A 22,682-nucleotide genomic window follows, 5' to 3' on the forward strand; every position below is an offset into this window, starting at 1 on the left:
TATAGGTGGCGATGGTAATAAGAGTGGCAGATAATGCGATGAATGTATTTGCTGCTAAAAAGAATGGCGAGAGCGTATCTCGCCATTTGCTTTTTAGATTAGTTTAATAACTGGCTAAGCTGTTGATAAAAGCCTTGCGCACTTCTTTTATAGCCTTCGGCAGATAAGTGAACATTATCAGGTCGTGCGAGATCCTGTGCGGCCCATGAACGAATCGAGCAAGGCCCACCCATAAAATCCTGCCAATCCCAGAATAGGGTATTTTCTTGTGCTGCTATCGCTTTTTGAACCTTGATAACATTCTTTAAATGCACAGGCATTTTGGCATCGCAGCTTGTGGCATCGTTAAATTTAATTGAGTCATTAGGACCGACTAAAACGATGACACTTTTGGGCATATATTGGCGGATTTGACGAATTTTCTCACGCAAGCTTTGCTGGTACGCAATTAAATCTAACTTGTCGTTGAATGCTTCGTTAGTGCCATAAGCTAAGATCACCATATCGGGTGACATCTGTGCCAATGTTTCAACCCATTGTGGCTGCCATTTATCAATCATATTGATTGTCGCGCCATTAATGCCGATCGCCGATAACATAACGCCCGGACGATTTGAGCGCAACAGCCACCCTCCTAGCTTGAGGTTATTGTCATTACTTACAGTAACTTCAGCCGGTAACTGAGTATTCACAGGAGAAGAGAAGCGCCAATAATTGCCTGTTGCGGGTAATGCAACGGGTGATGAAGCCGCAGGGGAGACACTCATCTGACTGCCCGCTGTGTTTTGGTAAAGAGCTTGCAGTTGATAAACCCCATTTGCCGCTTGCAATGGCATCAGTTGTACAGTGCTCGCCGATGTCATTGGTAACGCGATAAGCCCACCAAGAGGGTAATCGAAACGCTCATCCTTACGGCTACTAAACAGTTCCCATTGCTGTTTATCGCTTCTACGGTTAATTGTCGCAGTACGCTGCCCCGGAATGGAAATTGCAGGTACAAAACCTGGCCCCGCATCACCATAGCGTTGTTGGAACAATGTTCTTAAATTACCGCTAAAGAAATCGGCAGCAGTATGAGAATCCCCAATTTGAACAATATGGACCTGTTGATGACCTTGCTTTAGTTTGCTCGCAAAGTGGCTGAGGTTTGGCTCAGCGTTATTGATGAGCTGCCCACGTACATTCACATTTGTGAGTGTACCACCTCGTGTTGAACCTTGACTCGTCCGCTCGGCATCTTGTTGACAGGACAACAAGCTTAGCGACAGCAAAGCGATGACGCTAGCTGCCGCTAACTTGGATTTGGCTTGACGCAGTTTGTTCTGCTTCATGAGGTATCTCTTTTTCCTCTTCAAAATGAATTAATGAAAATACTTTTTCAGCTATCGCTTGTTGCCCTTTGGGGCTGAAATGGATCCCATCACCACTTCTGAGCTTAATTTTGCTGCTATCGTCGCCGAAATAATCGGAGTAAGTGAGGTCTTTGTATTTAAAGACATCATTCACGGAAAAATAAATTTCACCACTGTTTTCGACTTCGGATTGATAGAGACTCCTTAGGAACCTCATACCTTCTGATAGAGTTGATTTGCGCATATTGGGAGGGCCAACCCAGATAACATCGACATTATGTTGGCGCGCAGTCGTTAATATATCATTAATGCGAGAACGATACACCTGCTCCCATATTTCGCTTTTAAACTTCACATATTTATAGCCCGTATCTGGTGGCATATCCCATGGGTCATTAGGGCCAAGGAAAACCACCAGCACTTTAATTTTAGGGTTATCATTCAACGCTTTAGAAATGGTTTGCGGCCAATTAAAAAAGCGTGGATAAGCAAGCCCCGTGCTTTGCTTACTCAGGTTAATGCTATCGATATTATAGTGTTTCAATAGCATATTCTTCACATGTGGTGCGACACCTTGCATCATCGAATCACCCGCAAACAGAACCTGATCACCTTTCTCTAATTTCGCCACCGTTTTAGGCTCAATAGGCCCGGTATGAGCGACTTTTACTGGACCGAGTTTGTTGCCCTTTAATGTCGCCCGCGCTTGTTGGCGTTTGAGTAATTCAGGGAAGGTGACAGAGAGAGATTCTGCCGGATAGAGATAGCCATTAATAAAATGTAGCCCAACTTGATAGCCTTCAGGAAAGGTGCGTTTGCTATTTTCATTTGCGATGGCAAGTGCTTCTGCGTCTTTAGTATCTTGAGCATGCTGTCCTGACACATGATAGAGGAAAGTACTACCCGCAGCGAGTGAACCCTCATTTAAATAAGCACCATAATCCCAAACAGGGTTTCCAGACAGAGACGCCCAAGGGGGATCGCGGTGATATTTTTGCTGCCAAAAACGCTCTAATGAACCTTGATTGAGCCAAATTAATAATAGCCCTACGACCAAAACAATAAAAAAGACTTGTCCGGTTTTTATTAGATTTCTTTTAAACTCAGAAGTTAGCATAAATAAATCCCGGCATTCCTGAAGGTGAAAGCATAAACATAACAGTCAAAATAAGCGCGAGTGGAATAGGGTAATAGTACCAAGCTATATTTTGGTACTTTTTCGCAATATAGTGATATGACTGTACAAAATAAGGGTACAACAGCAATAATGCCCAAAATGCGATTAATAGGCCGAGGCTAGAGCCTATCGATGCAATAAATCCAGGCGCCCCAAACTGTGAGATCATCATGAGTGCGTCATCAAAGGTTTGGCTGCGGAAGAATATCCAAGCAAAGCAGACAAAATGGAATGTCACAATGCGCGATATAAGTGTGGTCGCGGTGTGATTAAATCGATTATTGGCCCAACCTAATTTTTCCATCCATAGATTCTTAAGGTTGAGTAAGACAATCCCTAGGCCATGAATGGCTCCCCAAATAACAAAGGTCATTGCCGCACCGTGCCATAATCCAGAAATCACCATTGCCAAAAAGACATTCGTATTCATCCGACTAAAGCCTTTTCGGTTGCCTCCTAGTGGGATATAGATATAGTCACGGATAAATGTCGAGAGGCTAATGTGCCAACGCGCCCAAAATTCCTTTAAGTTGGCCGCCATATAAGGCGCATTAAAGTTAACAGGAACTCGAAAACCTAAGAGTAAGGCAATACCAGTTACTAAGTTGGTATAACCTGAGAAGTTAAAATAAATATTCCATGCATAGGCATAGGTTGCGACGAGTATTTCCCCTGCACTGAAGCCTGCTGGCGCATCAAAGACAGGGTTCACAAAGTTTTCCGATAAATAGGCACTAAATAGAAACAGTTTAACCAGCGCTAATGAAATAAGTAGGATTGCTTTTCGCGCATCCAGTATTTCGCGGCTTTCTGCTTGAATTTGTGGAATAAAATTCTTTGCTCGGTTAATTGGACCAGCGACAATACTCGGAAAAAAGCTAAGGTATAGCACGACATCGAAGAAATCGGCTTTGGGGATCTCTTTGCGGCAAACTGAAAGTGTATAGCTGACGGAATGGAAAGCATAAAAAGAGAGTCCAAGCGGCGCTAATAATTCAATAATAGGTAAACCTACATTAAGCCCCAATTTATCGAAGGTTTGCTGGAGTGTTTCTTGAAAAAATGAGTAGTATTTAAATGCAGTAAAGCAACTGATTATTCCTATCGCGAGTAATGTAAATACCCATTTATTGGAAAGCCAATTTGAAACCCAATTAGTAAGAAAATAAATAAATAGGGTATAGCCGAATAAGATATAAGCAAAATCGGGATTAAAGGAATAAACAAAAAAATAACTTGCGGTTATTAGTAGCCCATTTTGAAGCTTCGCACTAGGCTGGCAGCTCCAGTAAATAAGGAAAAATACCAAAAAAGAGCCAAGAAACTCGAATGAGAAAAAATTCATATAAGACTCAGATTGTTAATTATTGTTGCATACTCGTCATACATCAAGTTAGCTGCGCTACCGACTACATTTATTCACACGTGCCACAAAATAGGGGGATCTACTTAGTGTGTGTTTCTGTATCGCTTAACGGCATCTCGAATTATTTGAAGTATAAATGTGTATTCACATCATATTAATAATCGGCCTGGTTGCAATAAGAAAAAATCCACTTTATAAAAAAGTGGATTTTAGATGAGTACTTGTACCTGGTGATACAAATTAAATTCGAGTCGATGCCGTTTTTTGAGCTTGTGTAATCAGTTCTTCATTGCTCACGTACATCTCTTGCAAATAACGGTTATAAGAGGAACCTAGTTGTGAATACCCTTTCATATCATTGATAAGCTTGGTTGTATCTAGCTCATCTTTTGATAAACGTTGTTTTGCTCTAGACGATCGTAGTGACTCGTAGGCATTGTGAGTATTCATATTCTTCATATAGGCAGACACGGTCTCTTCAACAGAGTTATAGGCGGAATAGCCTTTAATTTTCCCCTGATTGACTTGGCAACCTCTGCCGCATCTCATACCAAATAAATTACCGTTTTGCTGTGCTAGCTGTGACGTTCCCCAACCTGACTCAGTGGCTGCTTGGGTCGCAACCAAATGGGTTGGCATGATATCAACACGGCTTAACAGCTTATCCCAATTGACTCTATTTGGGCTGGTACAGGTCATACCATAGCTATTACATATTTGAGCTAGACGGCGAAGTTCTTGTGCGCTCCACTTTTTGTTTTTGCGTACAGAAAGTAACCATTTACGCTCAGCCATGATTTCTTGATTGACTTTTTCAATCACAGGGACAATCGTTTTTAAAAACGCTTTCTTACGTGGTGTACCGGATGGGTATTTTCGCAAATCAGGCAGAGGTGTATGAGCCTGATTTGAGCTCTGCACGGCCTTGTGAGAATACTCTTTCTTGAGTGTGGTACTGGTACTTGTTGAGCCAAAACTCAACCCCGAAAATAAAAATAACAGTAAGAAAGCGAAGACGGCGTTTGTCCTCATCGTTCGAGAGGGCATTTGCTTCTCCTAATTTCTCTGAACAAAAATCGAGCGAATAGTAACAGAATAATTTTTGGGTAGCTACTTTTATCCGGCTGACTTTAGCTAAATTACTGCATTTTCACATTGTGATTTATTTTTTGTTTAACTTATCCTTGTTTAATAATGTTTTTATATTTCTTGTGTTAATATTACACTTAAAACTAATAAATATTAATGATGTATTGATGCAAAAAACAAGTTAACTTAACTCAAATATGGGTAAATAACATACAGTTCACCTCATTATTATAAGGTTATTTTGCTTATTTATTAAGCGATCGATAGCCTGTTTTTTATACAGAATTGGTAATTTGTGTTTTTATCAAAGGGTGATGATATTAATGTGAGCAGTTTTCGGGTGAAAAAATGAGCTAAAAAATGCGGGGGAGGGGGTGAAAAATCGGTGGAAATTTAGCCTAAGTGAGCAATCTCCACCTATTTTCGTTTAGGTTGTTTTAAAACGACAATCGCTGCTGCTGTTGATCCTGTTTTTGCGCTTTGGTGGATAAAGCTGGAAAATCAGCGACGGTCCAATAGGTTTGCGGAATAGGCAATTGGGCCATCTTTTTTGTCGGTAATAACCTAAGTTGCGCAAGCTGGTGTAAAACATAGCCTCGATACTCGTTAGGCAAACTTAAACGTAAGTGCTCAGTGGGTATCATTTGCAAAGGTATTAAAGGATAACGATTATCTGAGGTATCGTAGTCACGGGTTAACACAAGGAATTTTTCAGGAACTCGTTGGTAGCTATTCCACCATAAGCCATCGACGCGGTCGAACATCTTCCGAGTTTGTGATTTACTATTCGCACCTAGCTGCTCCAATGCGATAGGCAGGGTGTTTTCCAGAGATTGAGAGAACATCGGCAATGATTGCGCTCTCCCCTGTAAAATTAATGTCATGGCTAAACGGGCGCCAAGTAGGTTGGAATAGAGGTCTTCTGGTGAAAAAGCTGAGATCCCCTCGGAAAAGCCGGGAACAGATTGGTAACCATACCATTGGGCAATTTCATGCCAAGCTGCTAGCTGGAATGCCAATTTTGCTGCTAAATAAGCGCTAAGTGTATAACGCTCCTGAGCGGAAGTCGGGGGCGCAAATGAGTGGAAGACGATTTGTCGGCTAGCCAGTTCATCACTTAATTTGAGCGTCCAGCCTTCCCCCAGTTTTGGGTAAATTTGACTAAACAAAAAGAGGGTATAGTCAGCCGTGTCCCTGACATGGGAAATATCGATAAACCCGCCTTTCTCGCTATATAACAGGCCAACTTTTTCCTTACTCACGCCCATTAAAGCGGCGGTGGCCCCGAAAAAGCTATCATTGTAATGATGTTCACCTAACTTATCGGCTTCGACGATATTATCAATCGTATAGAAAGGAACTGGGATACCCCAAAGTTGTGCGTGCAGATCATAGCCAAAAGCGCAACAGGCTCTTAGGCCTTGAGGCGGTGCTAGAGGGGATAATACTGGCCATGTCTGAGTCGCTGATTCGTGAGTATCACTACTCAGCTCAGGAAGAACGTTGGGTAGCTTGTAGGGGGTAGTGCTTTGGCATGCTGCTAATAATAAAGTGAATATAAGCATGATTAATCGCTGTAACATTAAAAAGCTTCCCCTACTTGAAAATAAAAACCAGTGCTATTGCGACCAACCCCAAAATCGAGCCGTACATTCATACGTGGTTTGAATTCAAAACGATAACCGACACCCGTGGTAGGCAACCAATGACCTTCACCTAATTCAGCCGTTTTATCGCTCATCGTGCCTGTACCTACCCAGCCGACGATACCATGACGCCAATCGAGTTTATGCCGTAACTCTAATTGTGTCGTAAAAATATTATTATCGCGATAGCGACCTTCATAGTAGCCTCGCATACGATTGGCGTTACCTAATAATGACAGCTGATCCCATGGTACTTCACCCGTGGTAAATCGTGCATAGTTATCGAGTGCTATGACTGTGTTTTCAGTGAGCTCGTGGTAATAGGCGTATTGTAATTGGGTACTTTGAAAACGTGTATCGCTGCCAAAGCTCGGCGAAAAATAAGTGTAGACCGCTTCGAAAGCCTGCCCGTGATGCGCATTTGGCAAAAAGTCGCGTGTATCATAACTAAAGTAGGCACTCATGCCTGAATTAATAACAGACTGCCCGCCAATTGATTGTTGAAAATAATGTTTAGCACCATCATCAGGGTCGTTAGCATTAATAGAAGAAAAGTTCCAGCCGAGCCCAATATAAGTAGCGTCGGTGAGACGATAGAGTGCACGAGGCGTAATTTCAAATTCTTGAGAGTGATATTTTTCTTTATTATGGTCATTCTTACCGGCGGCGTAACCTTTCCCCCAATAGTAGGTTGGAATATTGTTTAACGTACCAGAAACAAATAACCGCCATTGGTCATGGTCAATAAAGTTATAGTTGGTAAAGTTAACGCCAAATGCGCCTGTAGAAGAGGCAAAGCCACTTAAACCTATTGAAGACGGTTGAGTCTCTTTATCATTTTTATCAATGCGGTATAACCCCACTAATGCAGTACCTATACCAATCCCCATTTCGGGGGTGTAGAAAGGGCCGGGCAATAACCCCCAATCAATGGTTTTACTCTCATCGAAATGGTTTGTACCACCAAGATCATTTAACCAGCCATCAATTTTTTGCCGATCAGGTAGCAGTTCTGCTTGCGTGGGGAGGGCAATAAAAAGGCTGAGCAGTGTCAGCCTTAATAAAGAAGAGTGTTGTTGCTGCAGCATTAAAAACGAAACTCACCTGAGATATAAAAACTATTGCGGTTATTAAAGCCAACTTCGGTCAGAACATTAAAATTGCGAGTCAGTTCAACGCGTGCGCCGACAATGTTATTCCATTTATGGGCAAGATGTTGTTTAACATCGAATTTTGTGTCACCGGGTGCAAATATCATCCATTTGCTTAAATCAGGAGGTAGATCAAGCTTACTGATATCCCCTTTAAAACGTTGGGTAATATCTTGGTACATAGCACCAGTCCAAACTTGAATTTTTGTATTTCCTTGACCGCTAATCAGAGGATCAAAAATAAACTCATAACCCACACGTGGGGTAATAACTAAGGCTGAGATATCGCCGTCTAAAATATCTAGATTTGTTCTAGTATAGTTAGCATCTAAGGTTGTAAAGAATTGGTTGTACCCGCCAGCAAAAGTGACACCACCGCCGTATGTTTTCCCTTCATACTCTAATTCGAAAGGTAAATTCTTCCCGATAGGGATAATCCAATCTGTGCCCCAAGGTAATTTCATTCGGGCTTCTACGTTATTTAGATTTGTTTTTGATGTTCCTTTTGTTTTTCCATAGAGCCCATACACATTCATAAAAGGGAACACCCAAGCATCAAGCTTTAAGACATGTGACTCATTTTTACTACGTGTATGCCCAGTTTCGATATGGAGTAATTTCTCTAAGTCCATATTTGAATTAGAAATAAAACCGATTTTATCCACGACAACATCTTGACGCAGGTTCATATAGCCGTAGCTCACACCAAAAGGCTCTGGGATATCGTAACCGCGGGCGCGTGCTTCATCGCCCCAAATTGGTAATACACGAGATTCGCTTGAGGATGAGCGCGTAATACCACCTTCGCTGTTATTTTGTGGAACGCCAGACTCACTCATGGTGATTGAAAAAAGTGGGCGATCACTATCAGCAAAGCTGACAGGAATAGAAAAACAACAAGAGAGTAGCAACGCTTTGCTAAGTTGAATGCGTGTCATAAATAGGCTCAACATTGAAATAAACAAGGGAAAACAAGTCTATAAAAGACGAGTGATAAGTTTAGCATAATAGGGGAATTAATAGATGGCGTTAAATGCTGTGTTTGAAGAAAACTTGAGCTTGGTCAATTACTTTTTATAGTCTATTAGATTGAGAAGGAAGTGTTCACAAACAATAAAAGAAGCGGGGGAGCTTCTTTTATTGACGATCGTCTGATTATTTCTGTTTGTTTTGATGAAAATGCACACGCTCATGGAAGTAGGCTTTTAAATGATCTTCCATTTGGTGTACTTTTTGCTCTAATGCATTGATTAAAACATCATCATTGTTCATATCAAAAACACGCTCCATCGCGAGCTGATCAACGTACTGTTTTTGCTCTTTGGTGAGTTCTGCCATATCTAAAGCCCATATTTAAATGTCATAAAAGAGAGTATCCAAGAGGATAGTTGAATTAAGGTTATTGTGCCTGAGTGACTTCGGATTGAAAAGTAGAATAAGTTGTTGTCGAATAATGACTATTTCTAAATATACAGATAATCATTTTAATATGAATTCGTTAAGATTATTCACAATATAAAACGATAGACTAAGCTGCTATCCTTTGCCGAGTAAATAAATTATAGGCTTATATAATGAATAATAAACAACAATACCTCGATATTGCCGCCGGTAAAGGTGAAAAAGAAGCATCTATGATGGTGGCAATCCCTGCCTCTGAATTAACGTTATCTCTCTTAGAGCTACGTTTAGAAGAGCAAGACTATTTTACTGAAGGTGAAATTGATTATTTACCTGAAAGTGAAAGTGATTTTTTCTTTTCATGTAAACGCGGAGAAGAAGAACTGCGTTTTTATGTCTCATTAGTGGATAGTGATCCTGAGTACGTCATTAATCCCTATTTTTCAACCGATCCAATCAGCCCGGAATTGTATGCAGAGGCAAGCGCTGCACCGCAAGCGGTGATTGTTGAGTGTCTATTTCGAGACCAGCCATTGGTTAGCTATCTACAGCAACTAAAACTTATTCAAATATTAGTCCCTGATTTATTGTTGGGGCTTGATTTATCGGCGGCAGGGAAAGTCTTTACTCGTGAATGGTTAAATTTCCAACTTATCGATGACTTAATGCCAAGTATCGATTCTTTATATGTTGTTCACGCTATTTATGATCATGACGAAAGTGAAGAGCAAGAGAACGAGGAGCGTGGCCCAACCATGTATTGGTTCCACACGCATGGCCTTGCACGTTGTGGCTTATCCGAAGCGGAAATCATTATTCCACATCCGATTGCTTCTTATTACGGTATTCCAGAGCTATTTTGGAGCTTTGTTAATAACAGCATTACACATGGCAAAATTGAGTTTAATGAACCAATTTTTATCGGACAAACAGAAAGTGGTTATGAGTATTTAGTGGCGCTACCGTTTGAAGAAGGCTTAAAACATGTTGGGCAATCAACGCCAATTGATAATTTGAAACCACTCGAAGAGATGAATTATGAATTTGGCGATGCTGATTCCAACCGTTTTATGGGGGATTGGCAGGATCGTGATGAGTCTCATCAACATCCGTCTGTGATGCTCTTTAGAGTGACACAAGAAGAACCAGTTTTAGAAAGCTTTTTTAAAGGTTTTGAAGATCAAAACGCCATGATGTTTATGCGTACCGACGAAGAAACGGCGGATATGTCTCGTAAGGCTAAATTGCGTTGGGAATACTTCACCCATATGCTGGATAACTATGGTCCGAAACCTGTAGTACAGAAAAAAGGCTTCTTTTCTAAGCTACTTGGAAAATCAGACACCGAAGAAGAGAGCGAATGGCGTTTCTTGGTGAAATGTGGCATCGGTTATCGTGACGAGGAAGATGACTACGATGGCCATGAGCATATGTGGTTTGAACCCGTTTCATGGAACGGTGATCAGTTTGAGGGGCGCTTGATCAATCATCCTTTCTATGTGAAGACGATGCAGGAAGGGGAAGTATATCCTTTGACTCGTGATGATATCACCGACTGGACCATCTATTACCAAGACGGTAATTATACTCCGGATACCATTTATAAATTACTGTCTGGGTCTCAAGTGCATTAAATCTCTGCTTAGCTGCACTCGGATAATTTAGCGTATAGAATGGGTACTTTGAGTACCCATTTTTATTACAGAGTGTCGTATATGAATGAAACTGAATTATATCAATATGCGTTATTTATGCTGTCTCGCCGTGATTACGGAACGGCGGAATTATCAGCACGCATGAAACGGCGTATGTATGAAAAAAATGACGGTATTATTGACGAGCCGTTGATTGAGCGGGTAATTGAACGTTTAGGTGAACAGCATTTCCTGAATGATACTCGCGTCATAGAGCTACAGTTACGTAGTTATATTCGTAAAGGTTATGGACCATTACGGATCAAGCAGGAATTACGCCAAAAAGGTTTTACTGCGACTTTAATTGAACAGCAGTTTGAGCAGCTTGATGTGGATTGGTTTGAGCTTGCGACGGATGTGCGTTGTAAAAAATTCGGCGATGAAATTCCTCGCGACTTTAAAGAAAAAAGCAAGCAAGTCCGTTATTTACAGTATCGAGGTTTTTCAGGTGATATGATTTTTGAACAGTTTCGATAACCCATCATTTAATTTTTTAATCACATGCCTACGCGTACACGACCCCTCAAAACAACTAGTTTGGTGCGGCTAATCGGTTTTCTCCAATTCCAGATAAGTGCTATTTGCAATACGACGTGAATAGTTTTTACCCTAGGAGGCATTATTACGGCCTTGATGGTGCCTGTTTTTTTACACGCCGGACAAAAGACTTTCATACCCTCTGTAGCGATATCGATATCTTTCCGACTAGCAACATCGCTTCCTTCTAATACAGTACCGCCCGTTGATGTGGTATCTCCTTTTTGAATCACTTTACGGTTATCAATGGTGCAGCGCATTTTCTTCTTTGTGCCTAATCACTTCGTTTTCCTTGACGTACTAAGTGCCAAATGGTTGTGCCTAGATCATTTTTACCCACATCAAAAGCAAAATCCCCTTGCTCAAAATAGGCCTCTAATGGAGATCCTGTTTCATTGTGGTAATACCTGTCCACTCCCCATTAATTAAGACACCCTAAACTAGCGTTTTCTAACCGTTGACTGATTTCCCTGTATTGCATGGCTAACTGACTGTCCTGTGTCGCGAATTCCCCGACACGCTGAGATAACGCGCTCTTACGCTTGTCGTCCATGGTGCAGTTGGTCAATTCGATATTGTGGCTCTGCGTCTGATATCTTTTGGCTGACCGTTTTCACTCGGTCAGGTTCTGATACTCGCTCACGCTCCAATACGTGAGAAACAGACTGATCCCTGCCAATATCAACACCAGTACGTCCCCTTTAAACGCAAATTTTTCCCTCCAGTTTATCCATCGCGATCAGGAAATAGCTGTCTACGGTGAAGCAAATTCTGTGCTGTTTGATGAGCTACAAACGGCGCTGCACGTGGCGTATCGAGATAATGGTTTCTCCGCTCGGCAGTGGGCTAGTCTTTCTTTTTCCATCCTTATAAAATTATTTACCATTTAATGTATTGCTAATGTGTTTATTTGTCATAATTATCTGATATTGACATGATCCGCGTCAGTAAATCCCGTTCATATCTTGGGCAAAGTACCATCAAATAAAAAATGAAACAGGCAGGGGAAGTATATGATTGAGTTGTTAATTGGCGTCATCGTCGCGATAGGCGTTGGGCGCTATATTATCAAAGGCTATTCAGCAACGGGTGTGTTGATGACAGGCGGTATTTTACTCCTGATCATTACCGTGCTTATGGGGAAAAGTATTTTACCAGAAGCAGTAAAACCTACGGGATGGCGTGCGACCGACATTATTGAGTATATAAAATACTTATTGATGGATCGTGGTGGCAACTTAGGGATGATGATCATGGTGTTGTGTGGGTTTGCCTCTTATATGACCCACATTGGCGCAAATGATGTTGTTGTCAAAATTGCGTCAAAACCATTAAAGATGATCAACTCACCTTATATGTTGATGGTTGCCGCTTATATTGTCGCTTGTTTAATGTCATTAGCCGTTTCTTCGGCGACGGGGCTAGGGGTATTATTAATGGCGACCTTGTTCCCTGTCATGGTAAATGTGGGGATTAGTCGTGGCGCCGCAGCCGCTATCTGTGCTTCACCAGCGGCCATTATTTTAGCGCCAACTTCTGGCGATGTGATTTTAGCGGCAGAAGCTGCCGAAATGCCGCTCATTGATTTTGCTTTTAAAACGACGTTACCCATTTCAATTATTGCGATCGTAGCCATGTCTATCGCTCACTTCTTCTGGCAGCGTTTCCTCGATAAAAAAGAGCAGGTCAACACAGAAATGTTGGATGTGAGTGAAATTAAAACTCATGCTCCGACTTTTTATGCCATCTTACCGTTCACCCCGATTATTGGTGTGCTGATCTTTGATGGTAAGTGGGCGCCTGAATTACACATCATCACAATTATTGTTGCTTGTATTATTTTGGCAGCAGTTATTGAATTTTTACGTAGTTTCAATGCCAAACAGGTCTATTCGGGGTTAGATGCCTGTTATAAAGGTATGGCTGATGCATTTGCCAGTGTGGTGATGCTGTTGGTGGCCGCTGGGGTCTTTGCACAAGGCTTAAGTAGTGTTGGCTTTATCAAGGGGCTAATTGGTTTAGCGCAATCCTTCGGCTCTGGTGCAATAGTGATGATGATTGTACTGGTCATTATCACCATGTTAGCGGCGATGACAACAGGCTCAGGGAACGCGCCTTTCTATGCCTTTGTTGAACTTATTCCTCATTTAGCAAAACAGATGGGAGTGAATCCAGCCTATTTAGTGATCCCTATGTTGCAGGCTTCTAACCTAGGACGAACATTATCACCCGTTTCTGGCGTTGTCGTCGCGGTATCCGGTATGGCAAAAATATCACCATTTGAAGTGGTCAAAAGAACCTCCGTTCCTGTATTAGTGGGCCTTTTGGTGGTGATTATTGCAACGGAAATTTTGGTTCCAGTATATCGCTGATCACTTTTTAGTGTTGTGATTGGAAAAGCGGCTGAAGCGATCTTTTTTCAGCCGCTTTTTTATTTGAAGGCGGATAGTTAATCACGCTAGTAATCGAAAATTTGTTAATTTTTAGTGTGTTTCTTTAAATAAAATAAGGTTTTTTATTTTTTATTCTCCCCCATTTTTCCCTATTAAGCGCCTTTTTTGAGATCTGCACCAAAAAGACAAACAAAAGCCGGAAAATAAGCTAGGTACTCAATAGTAATTGATGCAAAATCCGCACATCTTTTTTATATGAACAATTAATGATAATGCTATGAAGACGACAGACAAACCAGTTAACAAATGGACTTATAAAGATTTTACATGGGTCTTATCTTTATTCGGCACCGCGGTTGGTGCGGGGGTGTTATTTCTACCGATTAAAGCAGGCAGTGGCGGTTTTTGGCCGCTGGTAATACTTGCATTGATTGCGACGCCAATGATTTGGTTAGCACATAAAGGATTGGCTCGTTTTGTTTTATCCGCGAAAAATCCCAATTCAGATATTACGGATACGGTAGAAGAGCATTTTGGTAAAACGGGGGCGAACATTATCACGTTTGCCTACTTTTTCGCAATTTACCCAATCGTTCTGATTTACGGTGTGGGTATCACTAACACGGTTGACTCCTTTTTAGTTCACCAGTTACACATGGAGCAGATGCCACGTTGGCTACTGTCTGGGATATTAATTGGTGCGATGACGGCGGGTGTGTTGTTTGGGCGTGACTTGATGTTACGCCTGACTTCCGTGATGGTTTATCCTTTAGTTTTTATTTTGTTAGCTTTGTCCATCTACTTTATCCCTAGATGGAATACCTCTATGCTAGAAGTGAGCCCCGATTGGGCCGCAATGCCAGTCGTTATCTGGATGGCGATCCCGCTTATCGTGTTCTCATTCAACCATAGCCCGATTATCAGCCAGTTTACAAAAGATCAGCGTCAGCAATTCGGTGATAATGCGGTCATTAAAACGGATATGATCACAGGCGGCGCAGCATTGATGCTCACTGGATTTGTGATGTTTTTTGTTTTTTCGGTGGTCTTGTCATTAAGTCCTGCTGAGCTTAAAACCGCAAATGACAAAAACATTAGTGTGTTATCTCATATGGCGAATATTGACTCATCGTCGATTATCTCTTACCTCGGGCCGATTGTTTCTTTTACCGCTATCGTATCAAGTTACTTTGGACACTTCTTAGGGGCACATGAAGGCTTAGTTGGGTTAATTAAATCTCGTACTTCTTTCTCAGTGAGAAAAATTCAAACGGTATCCATGCTGTTTATTGTTCTCACAACATGGATTGTCGCTATCAAAAACCCAAATATTATCTATATGATTGAGACGCTGGGTGCGCCAATGATAGCTGCTATTTTGTTTATTCTGCCAGTCGTTGCGATGCGTATTGTGCCGGCGATGAAAAAATTCAGCACATCAATTGTTGCGCAGATCTTCACCATTATTTGTGGTTTAGCGGCTATCACTTCCGTCCTTTATGGTCTATTGCAACAATTACTCTAACAACTCCCCTCCTGTATGAGGGGGCTCACCCTAATAGGTACATAACGCTCTGATATTTAGGCCCGTAAACGGGCCTTCAGATAGAGGAGCGTTCACTACGCAAAGATGCGTCTCGTATTCTTACTCACCATATCGACAGCGTTCCCTCTACATCAAAATGCGCTATAGCGATATTTAAATTGCCAAAGCGTTCACTTTTCTTTCAGATATTCTGTCGAATGTGTGCCTTCTGCATTTCGGTGAAAAATAATAGGATATTCACACTTCCATCTAGTAAACGCTAAGCTTTTCGCGTTCTCCATTAGGAGCCTTTTTGATTTCTTTTTTAATCTTTGTGATTGCTAGGTCGCGGCTGTTTTAACAAATTAAAAGAGGCTTTTTATATTTTAAAGTTATGATTAAGCACTTAATAAATCACGAATGACACGGCGTTACTCCTTCGCCCTTGTTAATCAATAGGATATTCAGCTATGTGAAATAATTTCACATTGAGATGGGTTGTCTGCTTAATACAATTAGATAATATCTATTGATATAACAGATACGTAGTAAATACAGATATGCTATATCAGGTCATATTGTTTACTGCGGCATAATAAGGATAACAAATGAAATTAGAAACATTATCGATTCATGCCGGCTACTCACCCGATCCAACCACCAAAGCGGTTGCTGTCCCTATCTATCAAACAACGTCTTACGCTTTTGATGATACACAACATGGCGCAGATCTGTTTGACTTGAAAGTCGCAGGAAATATTTATACCCGTATTATGAACCCTACCAATGATGTTTTAGAGCAACGCGTTGCCGCCTTAGAAGGCGGGATTGCTGGGCTGGCTGTAGCATCTGGGATGGCGGCAATTACATATGCTATCCAAACTATCGCACAAGCGGGCGATAATATTGTTTCGGTTGCCAAATTGTACGGTGGTACTTATAACTTAATGGCGCATGCACTACCTCGTTTTGGTATCGAAACGCGTTTTGCAGAACATGATGATTTAGCCGCTTTGGAAGCTCTGATTGATGATAAAACCAAAGCCGTATTTTGCGAATCTATCACTAACCCTGCTGGGTTTATTGTCGATATTGCGGCATTAGCGGAAGTGGCTCATCGCCATGGTGTGCCTCTAATTGTGGATAACACGGTGGCAACGCCTTATTTATGCCGTCCATTTGAACATGGTGCTGATATTGTCGTGCATTCCTTGACTAAATATATTGGCGGTCATGGCACTTCTATTGGCGGAATGGTCGTAGACTCAGGTAAGTTCCCTTGGACTGAGCATGCAGATCGTTTTTCGTTATTGATTGAGCCAGATATTGCATACCATGGAGTTAGCTATACTGAGCATTTTGGTGCGGCAGCTTTTATTGCTCGCTGCCGCGTAGCACCATTACGCGGAACGGGTGCCGCGCTTTCTCCATTTAATGCCTTTTTGATTTTACAAGGGCTAGAAACGTTGGCTTTACGTATGGAGCGCCATACAGAGAATGCGTTGAAAGTCGCACAGTTTTTGGAAAAACACCCTCAAGTGGCTTGGGTGAAATACGCGGGGCTGCCTAGCCACCCTGAGCATGCGTTGGCGCAAAAATATATGAATGGCAAGCCTGCCAGTATTATGTCGTTCGGTATTAAAGGTGGGCAGGACGCTGGGGCGCGTTTTATTGATGCTTTAAAATTAATCGTCAGGCTGGTCAATATTGGTGATGCTAAATCATTGGCGTGCCATCCGGCTTCAACGACCCACCGCCAGCTTAACGATGCTGAATTAGCGAAAGCGGGTGTTTCACGTGACATGATCCGCCTTTCTATTGGTATTGAACATATTGATGATATTTTGGCGGATCTTGAACAAGCGCTGCATGCTGCGCAATAAAGCCATCTACTGAATCAAGCTACTTAATATGTGCGATTATTGATAATACAATATTTATCGATAATCGCTTTTTTGTATCGCTTTATTTTATTTAAGTCTATTACTCCATTGATGGGTATTTGTCATCGTTAATTGATGTTATCGAATTAAGAAAGTAATTAAACGAATGATTATGTCTTAAATATTTTATGGAATAATGTTTTAACGTTGAACTATTTTAAACCACTCCAGTCTTACATTACCGAAAAGCTTGAAATGTGCGTTAACACTTTATTTTATATTCATTTATTGATTGTTTAAGAACGGCAAATTAATTTTTTATTTGTTTATATGAGGTTTACTCACACTGATGATAATAGTGTGATTAACCTGATTAAAGCTAAATAATAGCCCGATGTTATGTCACTTTAAGGTGAACAATAATATTCAGGTTTATATCTAATTATTATTAAACATTTATCGAAAGAATGGTTGAGAAACATGATTATGGCAAATAATAAGGTTGCCTACCTTAAGTGGTGCCTGCTATTTGGGTTTGTATTATTCACTTATTTTATTCCTCTTCCGGGGCGGCTTCTTTGGCAACCTGATGAGTTACGTTATGCTGAAATAAGTCGAGAATTGATTCTAAGTTATAACTGGAGCGTACCTGAACTTCTCAATATTCGTTATTTTGAAAAGCCCATTTTTGGGTATAGGGTAAACGCATTTTTTCAAATGCTGTTTGGTGAGAACAACGTTTCCGTTAGGCTTGGTGTTGTTTTTAGCACCTTAATCAGTGCATTGTTTGTTTATCTCAGTGCAAAAAGGGCATGGCAAAAAGCCGATCTTGCATTTAATGCCACACTGATTTACCTCTCAATGCTCATGATACTCGCGATGGGAACATACAATATCCTTGACCCGATATTGACCGCGTTTATCACAATGGCGATTTTCTTTTATCAGTGGGGGCTAACAACACAGGTTTTTTCACAAAAGCTAACCGCCTTTATCTTATTAGGTATCGCAGGTGGATTGGGGCTGATGACAAAAGGCTTTTTGGTTTTAGTCATCCCAGGCTTAGTGATTTTTTTAACGTCAATTTACTATAAACAGTTTAAGGAAGTTTTCTGCTTTGCCTTTGTGGCTTTGTGCAGCATGTTTATTGTCTGCTTGCCTTGGGCCATCATGATTGCTAGTCGCGAGCCAGATTATTGGCGCTATTTCTTTTGGGTGGAACATGTGCAGCGCTTTATGTCAGAGAACGCCCAAAACCGTTCACCTTTCTGGTTTTATATTCCAATAATGCTTGCAGCAGTATTACCTTGGCTGGGCTATTTTTTTGCTTCACTGATAAACAGTGTTCGCCAAAAAGGGCTACATCTCTATTTCTTGCTGTGGTTCTTAGTTCCTTTCATCTTTTTTAGTATTACGAAAGGGAAGTTACTGACCTATATTTTGCCTTGTATTGCCCCCGTTGCGATCTTAATGGCCGCGTATATTGATAAGATACAGCAACAACAACAGACTGGCGTCATCCGCCTGAATGCCATTATCAATATTTGTATTGGCTTATTTACGGCAGCGGCAATCTTCTTTTTACCTTACTTTGGGCAACTCGATATTTATGCGGCAGATGAAGATAATAAGCGGTTACTTGCAGCAAGCGCATTTTTATTTTGGGGCGTGATTGGCATCATTTCATATCGCAGACGTTTTTGGGCGTGGGCAGCGGCATGTACTTTGGTATTGAGCCTCAGTGTGGGGTATGTGATCCCAAATCATATCGCCAGCAATAATACGCCACAAAAGCTCATCGAAAAATATCGCCCTCAGCTATCGAATAAAACCTATTTATTGACGAATAATGTGGGGTTAGGTACGGCACTCGCATGGGTTTTAAAGCGTAGTGATATTACGATGCTCCACCAAAGTGGTGAACTGAGTTATGGGTTGAAATACCCAGATGCAGCAAACCGCTTCTATCGGTTAGATCAGTTACCTACCTTGTTAGAGCAACATAATTATCAGGATGTTGCGGTCGTTGTTGAAGGCACGCAAGATAGGATATTAAATTCGTTACCGGGGAAACCGATTATTATTCGAGAGGGGAATTTAGTTTTAGTCCTCTATGAGGGCCGAAAATAATCGCATGCTCAACAAAAAAGCCGCATAGTGACTATGCGGCTGATTATGTATTTAGGCTATCTCGTGGCCTTATAGAAGGTTGGTACCTCTTTTTCATGCGAGGATTTAGCTTCGCTACTTGTTAGCCCATGATAAATCATTAGCATAGCAAAGCTATTGTTCATCGTACTCATTTCGTTGCCACTGATACCTCGACTATTTTTCGAATGACGATTCGTTATGCTGTGGTTCATGACGCTTTCTCCTCATCTTCTTTTAGCAGGCGGTTCGCTTCGGCAAGCTCATAACGCCTTGGTGTTAATGCGGTTGCACTGTGATTACGTGCAAGCAATGAGTAAATGGTTGGTAAAACGAACAGTGTGAACAGGGTTCCAACTAACATACCTGTGACAATCACTAAGCCCAGACCGAAACGGCTGTTTGCGCCCGCACCTGTCGCAAATAACAGGGGAACTAAGCCAATCACCATCGCGGCAGTTGTCATCAAAATGGGGCGTAAACGAATTTGAGCGGCTTTCAAAATAGCTTGGCGCTTGTCGAGGCTCTCGTGAGCTTGTAATTCGTTAGCAAACTCCACCATCAAAATACCGTGTTTACTGATGAGGCCAATGAGCGTCACCAAGCCAATCTGGGTATAAATATTGAGGGTGGCATATCCCAAGGCGAGAGGAATTAATGCCCCACAAATTGACAACGGTACGGTGATTAAAATAATCAGTGGGTCGACTAAGCTTTCATACTGTGCAGCAAGAACCAGATAAATGATGATGAGCGCCGCCATAAACGCAAAGGCGAGGGTATTGCCTTCTTGCTTATATTGGCGCGAATCAGATTGCCAGTCATGGCTGAAACCTGCGGGTAGTGCACTAGCAATACTCTCTAAGTAAGAAACGGCTTGTCCTAATGTGACGCCCGGTGCAGGGATAGCTTGGAAAATCGCCGCATTTTGCTGATTGAACTGAGTTAACTTGTTCGGTTCAATTTGCGTATTGATCTCAACAACTGTTGATAGCGGGATCATTGTGCCATCTTGTGCTTTGACATAGTGACGAGCAAGCGCATCGGGTGTTAATCGTTGGCTGCGTACACTTTGAGGGATCACATCATATGAACGTCCGTCCATACCAAAGCGGTTAATATAGTTTTCACCAACCAATAATGTGAGTGATTCACCGATATCTTGCATGCTGATACCAAGACTATTGGCTTTGGAACGGTTAATTTTGACTTCAACCACAGGGTTGTTGTAGTCAAGATCACTGTCTACGACCATAAACAATCCACTTTCACGAGCTTGTTGCTTGATCTCTTCCATGGTTTTATACAAAACGGGGTAACCTTGTGGGCTACGCAGCACCATTTGTACTGGCAAACCGCCTGTAGAGCCAGGTAGAGCCGGTAACTGGAAGACAAAGATACTGTTACCTTCAACGTCACCTACTTTAGCTTGTAAGTCTGATTGAATGGCAGAAGCAGGGCGATCTCGTTTCTCCCATGAGGTGAGGTTAGTTCCCCCAAAGCTTGATGAGATACCGTCTGTGCCATTGATGATCCAAGTACTTTCCGTCTCAGGCAATTCCATCATCACATCATGCAGTTTATGAGAAAAACGCTCTACATACTCTAAGTTAGCGTGTTGGGGTGACTTAATTGCCGTCAATACGGCAGACTGGTCCTCAACCGGCGCGAGTTCACGGGGGGCTGATTGGTACAGGAGAGGTAAGCTGATGAAGACAAATACCGCGATAATGCTGGTGATCCAACGATGCCTCAGTGAGAAATTCAGCCCTTTGGTATAGTAATGAGCGAGGAAAGCGAAGAACTTTTCCGCCATATGTGCCATGCGGCCTTCATTCTGTTTTGAGTTCAACATAAACGAACTCATCACAGGTGATAAAGTTAAGGCCACAATACCTGAAACAATCACGGAGCCTGCGAGCGTCAAGGCAAACTCTTTAAACAACGCCCCTGTTAGACCAGACATCAAGCCAATCGGTGCATACACCGCTGCTAATGTGATGGTCATGGCAATCACAGGCCCTGCCACTTCACGAGCGCCTATCAGTGCAGCGAGAACTGGCGATTTACCTTCCTCAATATGACGATGGACGTTTTCCACGACAACAATGGCATCATCCACCACCAATCCGATGGCAAGCACCATGGCAAGTAACGTTAATAAGTTGATACTAAAGCCAAATGCCATCATTAGTGCGGCGGCCCCTAACATTGACAATGGGATCGCCAATATAGGAATAATAACGCTGCGAATAGAGCCTAAGCATAAATAAATAACAGCAATAACAATCAATAATGCTTCAACCAACGTATGGAATACCTGATCGATTGAGGCTTTGATAAAGCGAGAAGTTTCAAATGCCATCTCTACTTTAACGTTCGGTGGTAACGTTTTAATGATATCAGGCATCAATTTATTCATACCATCGACAATCACCAACGGGTTCCCGGTTGGGGTTGCAAATAGGCCTAAATAAATTGCAGGCTCTCCATTCATCAAACCACTGGTTTCAGTGGCTGCGGCACCTAGCTCTATAGTACCAACATCACGTAAACGAACTAACCCATTACCATCGTTGCGTATGACTAAGTCTTGGAATTCAGAGACGTTAGTCAGATCTGTATTCACATAGACGTTAGAAATCACATACTCGCCTTTCACTTTACCGGGCGCCGCTTGGTAGTTATTTTGGCGAACCGCTTGCGCAACATCTGCGGCAGATAATCCTCGACCCGCAAGTTTATCGGCATCTAACCATAAACGCATGGCTAACTGTTGACCACCAAACACTTGTACTTTTGCTACACCTTCGATGGAGGAGTACATCGGCTCAACAACCCGAGATAAATAGTCCGTCAGTGCCGGAATAGAAAGGGTTGTACTGGAAAAACCGATATATGCAACAGCGGTAGATTCACCGGAAGACAGCTCTATAACTGGGTCATAAGCTTCTTTTGGAAGCTTGTAGCGAACCTGATTAACTTTCGCCATGACTTGTGCAAGTGCTTGCGTTGAATCACGGTTAAGCTCCATTCGTACGGTCACTAAGCTACTGCCCTGTACAGAGGAAGAGGATAAGTAATCGACCCCTTCGACAGAAGAGACAGCTTGCGCAATAGGCTGAGTCACAAAGCCCTGCATCAACTTAGCGGATGCGCCGGGGTATTGTGTAGTGATAGTAATGGTAGAACTTTCCAATTGTGGATACTGGCGAATAGGCAATTTACTTAATGCAAACAACCCTATCAATACAATCAATGAACTCACAACCAGCGCCAAAACGGGTCGGCGCACAAAAACATCAGTAAATTTCATTGCG

The 22,682-nt window shown here is 41.9% G+C and carries 17 protein-coding genes; 6 read left to right on the forward strand and 11 right to left on the reverse strand.

All coding sequences use genetic code 11. The annotated features are described in order from the left end of the window. Positions 1–98 precede the first annotated feature (98 nt). From M1E93_RS01785 to M1E93_RS01820, 8 genes are all read right to left on the reverse strand, one after another. The gene (locus tag M1E93_RS01785; protein WP_040132721.1) at positions 99–1,331 is read right to left on the reverse strand and encodes an SGNH/GDSL hydrolase family protein; all 1,233 of its coding nucleotides are present in this window, start codon (positions 1,329–1,331) and stop codon (positions 99–101) included. Beyond that, positions 1,282–2,469, reverse strand: a complete 1,188-nt coding sequence (locus tag M1E93_RS01790) for an SGNH/GDSL hydrolase family protein (protein ID WP_041705094.1) — start codon at positions 2,467–2,469, stop codon at positions 1,282–1,284. Before M1E93_RS01790 ends, M1E93_RS01785 begins: the two co-directional genes overlap by 50 nt. Then, positions 2,456–3,874, reverse strand: a complete 1,419-nt coding sequence (locus M1E93_RS01795; protein ID WP_036944032.1) for an MBOAT family O-acyltransferase — start codon at positions 3,872–3,874, stop codon at positions 2,456–2,458. The genes M1E93_RS01790 and M1E93_RS01795 overlap by 14 nt, the downstream gene beginning before the upstream one ends. A 261-nt stretch (positions 3,875–4,135) precedes the next feature. Beyond that, on the reverse strand, positions 4,136–4,942 hold the full coding sequence (locus M1E93_RS01800) for a protein bax (protein ID WP_014656915.1): 807 nt from the start codon (positions 4,940–4,942) through the stop codon (positions 4,136–4,138). A 479-nt stretch (positions 4,943–5,421) separates the two neighbouring features. Then, positions 5,422–6,567 carry a DUF4056 domain-containing protein gene (locus M1E93_RS01805; protein ID WP_014656914.1) on the reverse strand — a complete coding sequence of 382 codons (1,146 nt, stop codon included), beginning with the start codon at positions 6,565–6,567 and terminating at the stop codon, positions 5,422–5,424. Further along, a complete protein-coding gene (locus tag M1E93_RS01810) occupies positions 6,567–7,718 on the reverse strand; it encodes a BamA/TamA family outer membrane protein (RefSeq protein ID WP_104873033.1) in 1,152 nt (383 codons plus the stop codon). The genes M1E93_RS01805 and M1E93_RS01810 overlap by 1 nt, the downstream gene beginning before the upstream one ends. Beyond that, on the reverse strand, positions 7,718–8,719 hold the full coding sequence (locus tag M1E93_RS01815; protein ID WP_014656912.1) for a hypothetical protein: 1,002 nt from the start codon (positions 8,717–8,719) through the stop codon (positions 7,718–7,720). The genes M1E93_RS01810 and M1E93_RS01815 overlap by 1 nt, the downstream gene beginning before the upstream one ends. 217 nt (positions 8,720–8,936) lie before the next feature. Continuing rightward, positions 8,937–9,119, reverse strand: coding sequence for a hypothetical protein (locus tag M1E93_RS01820; RefSeq protein WP_004925981.1), 183 nt, complete (start codon positions 9,117–9,119; stop codon positions 8,937–8,939). 236 nt (positions 9,120–9,355) lie between these two features. Here M1E93_RS01820 and M1E93_RS01825 point away from each other — a divergent pair, with 236 nt between their 5' ends. Both M1E93_RS01825 and M1E93_RS01830 read left to right on the forward strand, forming a co-directional pair. Beyond that, the gene (locus M1E93_RS01825) at positions 9,356–10,816 is read left to right on the forward strand and encodes a DUF4026 domain-containing protein (RefSeq protein ID WP_004925984.1); all 1,461 of its coding nucleotides are present in this window, start codon (positions 9,356–9,358) and stop codon (positions 10,814–10,816) included. An 81-nt stretch (positions 10,817–10,897) separates the two neighbouring features. Beyond that, on the forward strand, positions 10,898–11,353 hold the full coding sequence (locus tag M1E93_RS01830) for a regulatory protein RecX (RefSeq protein ID WP_014656910.1): 456 nt from the start codon (positions 10,898–10,900) through the stop codon (positions 11,351–11,353). Positions 11,354–11,373: 20 nt separating this feature from the next. On the opposite strand, the gene M1E93_RS01835 is transcribed toward M1E93_RS01830, so the two are convergent. Beyond that, positions 11,374–11,673, reverse strand: a complete 300-nt coding sequence (locus M1E93_RS01835) for a PAAR domain-containing protein (protein ID WP_104873032.1) — start codon at positions 11,671–11,673, stop codon at positions 11,374–11,376. A 753-nt stretch (positions 11,674–12,426) separates the two neighbouring features. On the opposite strand from M1E93_RS01835, the gene dcuC reads away from it, so the two are divergent. The 4 genes from dcuC to arnT all read left to right on the forward strand — a co-directional run bounded on the left by dcuC (position 12,427) and on the right by arnT (position 19,344). Beyond that, positions 12,427–13,785 (forward strand): anaerobic C4-dicarboxylate transporter DcuC, encoded by a 1,359-nt coding sequence (gene dcuC, locus M1E93_RS01840; RefSeq protein ID WP_004925992.1) that lies wholly within the window; start codon positions 12,427–12,429, stop codon positions 13,783–13,785. Positions 13,786–14,083: 298 nt separating this feature from the next. Then, a complete protein-coding gene (locus M1E93_RS01845; RefSeq protein WP_004925994.1) occupies positions 14,084–15,331 on the forward strand; it encodes an aromatic amino acid transport family protein in 1,248 nt (415 codons plus the stop codon). A 608-nt stretch (positions 15,332–15,939) separates the two neighbouring features. Continuing rightward, positions 15,940–17,214 (forward strand): bifunctional O-acetylhomoserine aminocarboxypropyltransferase/cysteine synthase, encoded by a 1,275-nt coding sequence (locus tag M1E93_RS01850; RefSeq protein WP_004925996.1) that lies wholly within the window; start codon positions 15,940–15,942, stop codon positions 17,212–17,214. A gap of 480 nt (positions 17,215–17,694) precedes the next feature. Then, on the forward strand, positions 17,695–19,344 hold the full coding sequence (arnT, locus tag M1E93_RS01855) for a lipid IV(A) 4-amino-4-deoxy-L-arabinosyltransferase (protein WP_426207067.1): 1,650 nt from the start codon (positions 17,695–17,697) through the stop codon (positions 19,342–19,344). Positions 19,345–19,400: 56 nt separating this feature from the next. Here arnT and M1E93_RS01860 read toward each other — a convergent pair whose 3' ends face one another. Together M1E93_RS01860 and M1E93_RS01865 are read right to left on the reverse strand one after the other, a co-directional pair. Continuing rightward, positions 19,401–19,577, reverse strand: a complete 177-nt coding sequence (locus M1E93_RS01860) for a hypothetical protein (protein WP_004926002.1) — start codon at positions 19,575–19,577, stop codon at positions 19,401–19,403. Beyond that, positions 19,574–22,678, reverse strand: a complete 3,105-nt coding sequence (locus M1E93_RS01865) for a MexW/MexI family multidrug efflux RND transporter permease subunit (RefSeq protein ID WP_163761903.1) — start codon at positions 22,676–22,678, stop codon at positions 19,574–19,576. Before M1E93_RS01865 ends, M1E93_RS01860 begins: the two co-directional genes overlap by 4 nt. Positions 22,679–22,682 lie beyond the last annotated feature (4 nt).

This window comes from Providencia sp. PROV272, assembly GCF_049901975.1.
Lineage (GTDB): Bacteria > Pseudomonadota > Gammaproteobacteria > Enterobacterales > Enterobacteriaceae > Providencia > Providencia stuartii.

Excerpts from the sequence above, each read along its gene's own strand:
- M1E93_RS01850 (WP_004925996.1), top strand. The coding sequence starts at position 15,940 with ATGAAATTAGAAACATTATCGATTCATGCCGGCTACTCACCCGATCCA.
- M1E93_RS01820 (WP_004925981.1), bottom strand. The coding sequence starts at position 9,119 with ATGGCAGAACTCACCAAAGAGCAAAAACAGTACGTTGATCAGCTCGCG.
- M1E93_RS01830 (WP_014656910.1), top strand. The coding sequence starts at position 10,898 with ATGAATGAAACTGAATTATATCAATATGCGTTATTTATGCTGTCTCGC.
- M1E93_RS01860 (WP_004926002.1), bottom strand. The coding sequence starts at position 19,577 with ATGAACCACAGCATAACGAATCGTCATTCGAAAAATAGTCGAGGTATC.
- M1E93_RS01785 (WP_040132721.1), bottom strand. The coding sequence starts at position 1,331 with ATGAAGCAGAACAAACTGCGTCAAGCCAAATCCAAGTTAGCGGCAGCT.
- M1E93_RS01810 (WP_104873033.1), bottom strand. The coding sequence starts at position 7,718 with ATGCTGCAGCAACAACACTCTTCTTTATTAAGGCTGACACTGCTCAGC.
- arnT (WP_426207067.1), top strand. The coding sequence starts at position 17,695 with ATGATTATGGCAAATAATAAGGTTGCCTACCTTAAGTGGTGCCTGCTA.
- M1E93_RS01835 (WP_104873032.1), bottom strand. The coding sequence starts at position 11,673 with ATGCGCTGCACCATTGATAACCGTAAAGTGATTCAAAAAGGAGATACC.
- M1E93_RS01865 (WP_163761903.1), bottom strand. The coding sequence starts at position 22,678 with ATGAAATTTACTGATGTTTTTGTGCGCCGACCCGTTTTGGCGCTGGTT.
- M1E93_RS01805 (WP_014656914.1), bottom strand. The coding sequence starts at position 6,567 with ATGTTACAGCGATTAATCATGCTTATATTCACTTTATTATTAGCAGCA.
- M1E93_RS01795 (WP_036944032.1), bottom strand. The coding sequence starts at position 3,874 with ATGAATTTTTTCTCATTCGAGTTTCTTGGCTCTTTTTTGGTATTTTTC.
- dcuC (WP_004925992.1), top strand. The coding sequence starts at position 12,427 with ATGATTGAGTTGTTAATTGGCGTCATCGTCGCGATAGGCGTTGGGCGC.
- M1E93_RS01825 (WP_004925984.1), top strand. The coding sequence starts at position 9,356 with ATGAATAATAAACAACAATACCTCGATATTGCCGCCGGTAAAGGTGAA.
- M1E93_RS01845 (WP_004925994.1), top strand. The coding sequence starts at position 14,084 with ATGAAGACGACAGACAAACCAGTTAACAAATGGACTTATAAAGATTTT.
- M1E93_RS01815 (WP_014656912.1), bottom strand. The coding sequence starts at position 8,719 with ATGACACGCATTCAACTTAGCAAAGCGTTGCTACTCTCTTGTTGTTTT.
- M1E93_RS01790 (WP_041705094.1), bottom strand. The coding sequence starts at position 2,469 with ATGCTAACTTCTGAGTTTAAAAGAAATCTAATAAAAACCGGACAAGTC.
- M1E93_RS01800 (WP_014656915.1), bottom strand. The coding sequence starts at position 4,942 with ATGCCCTCTCGAACGATGAGGACAAACGCCGTCTTCGCTTTCTTACTG.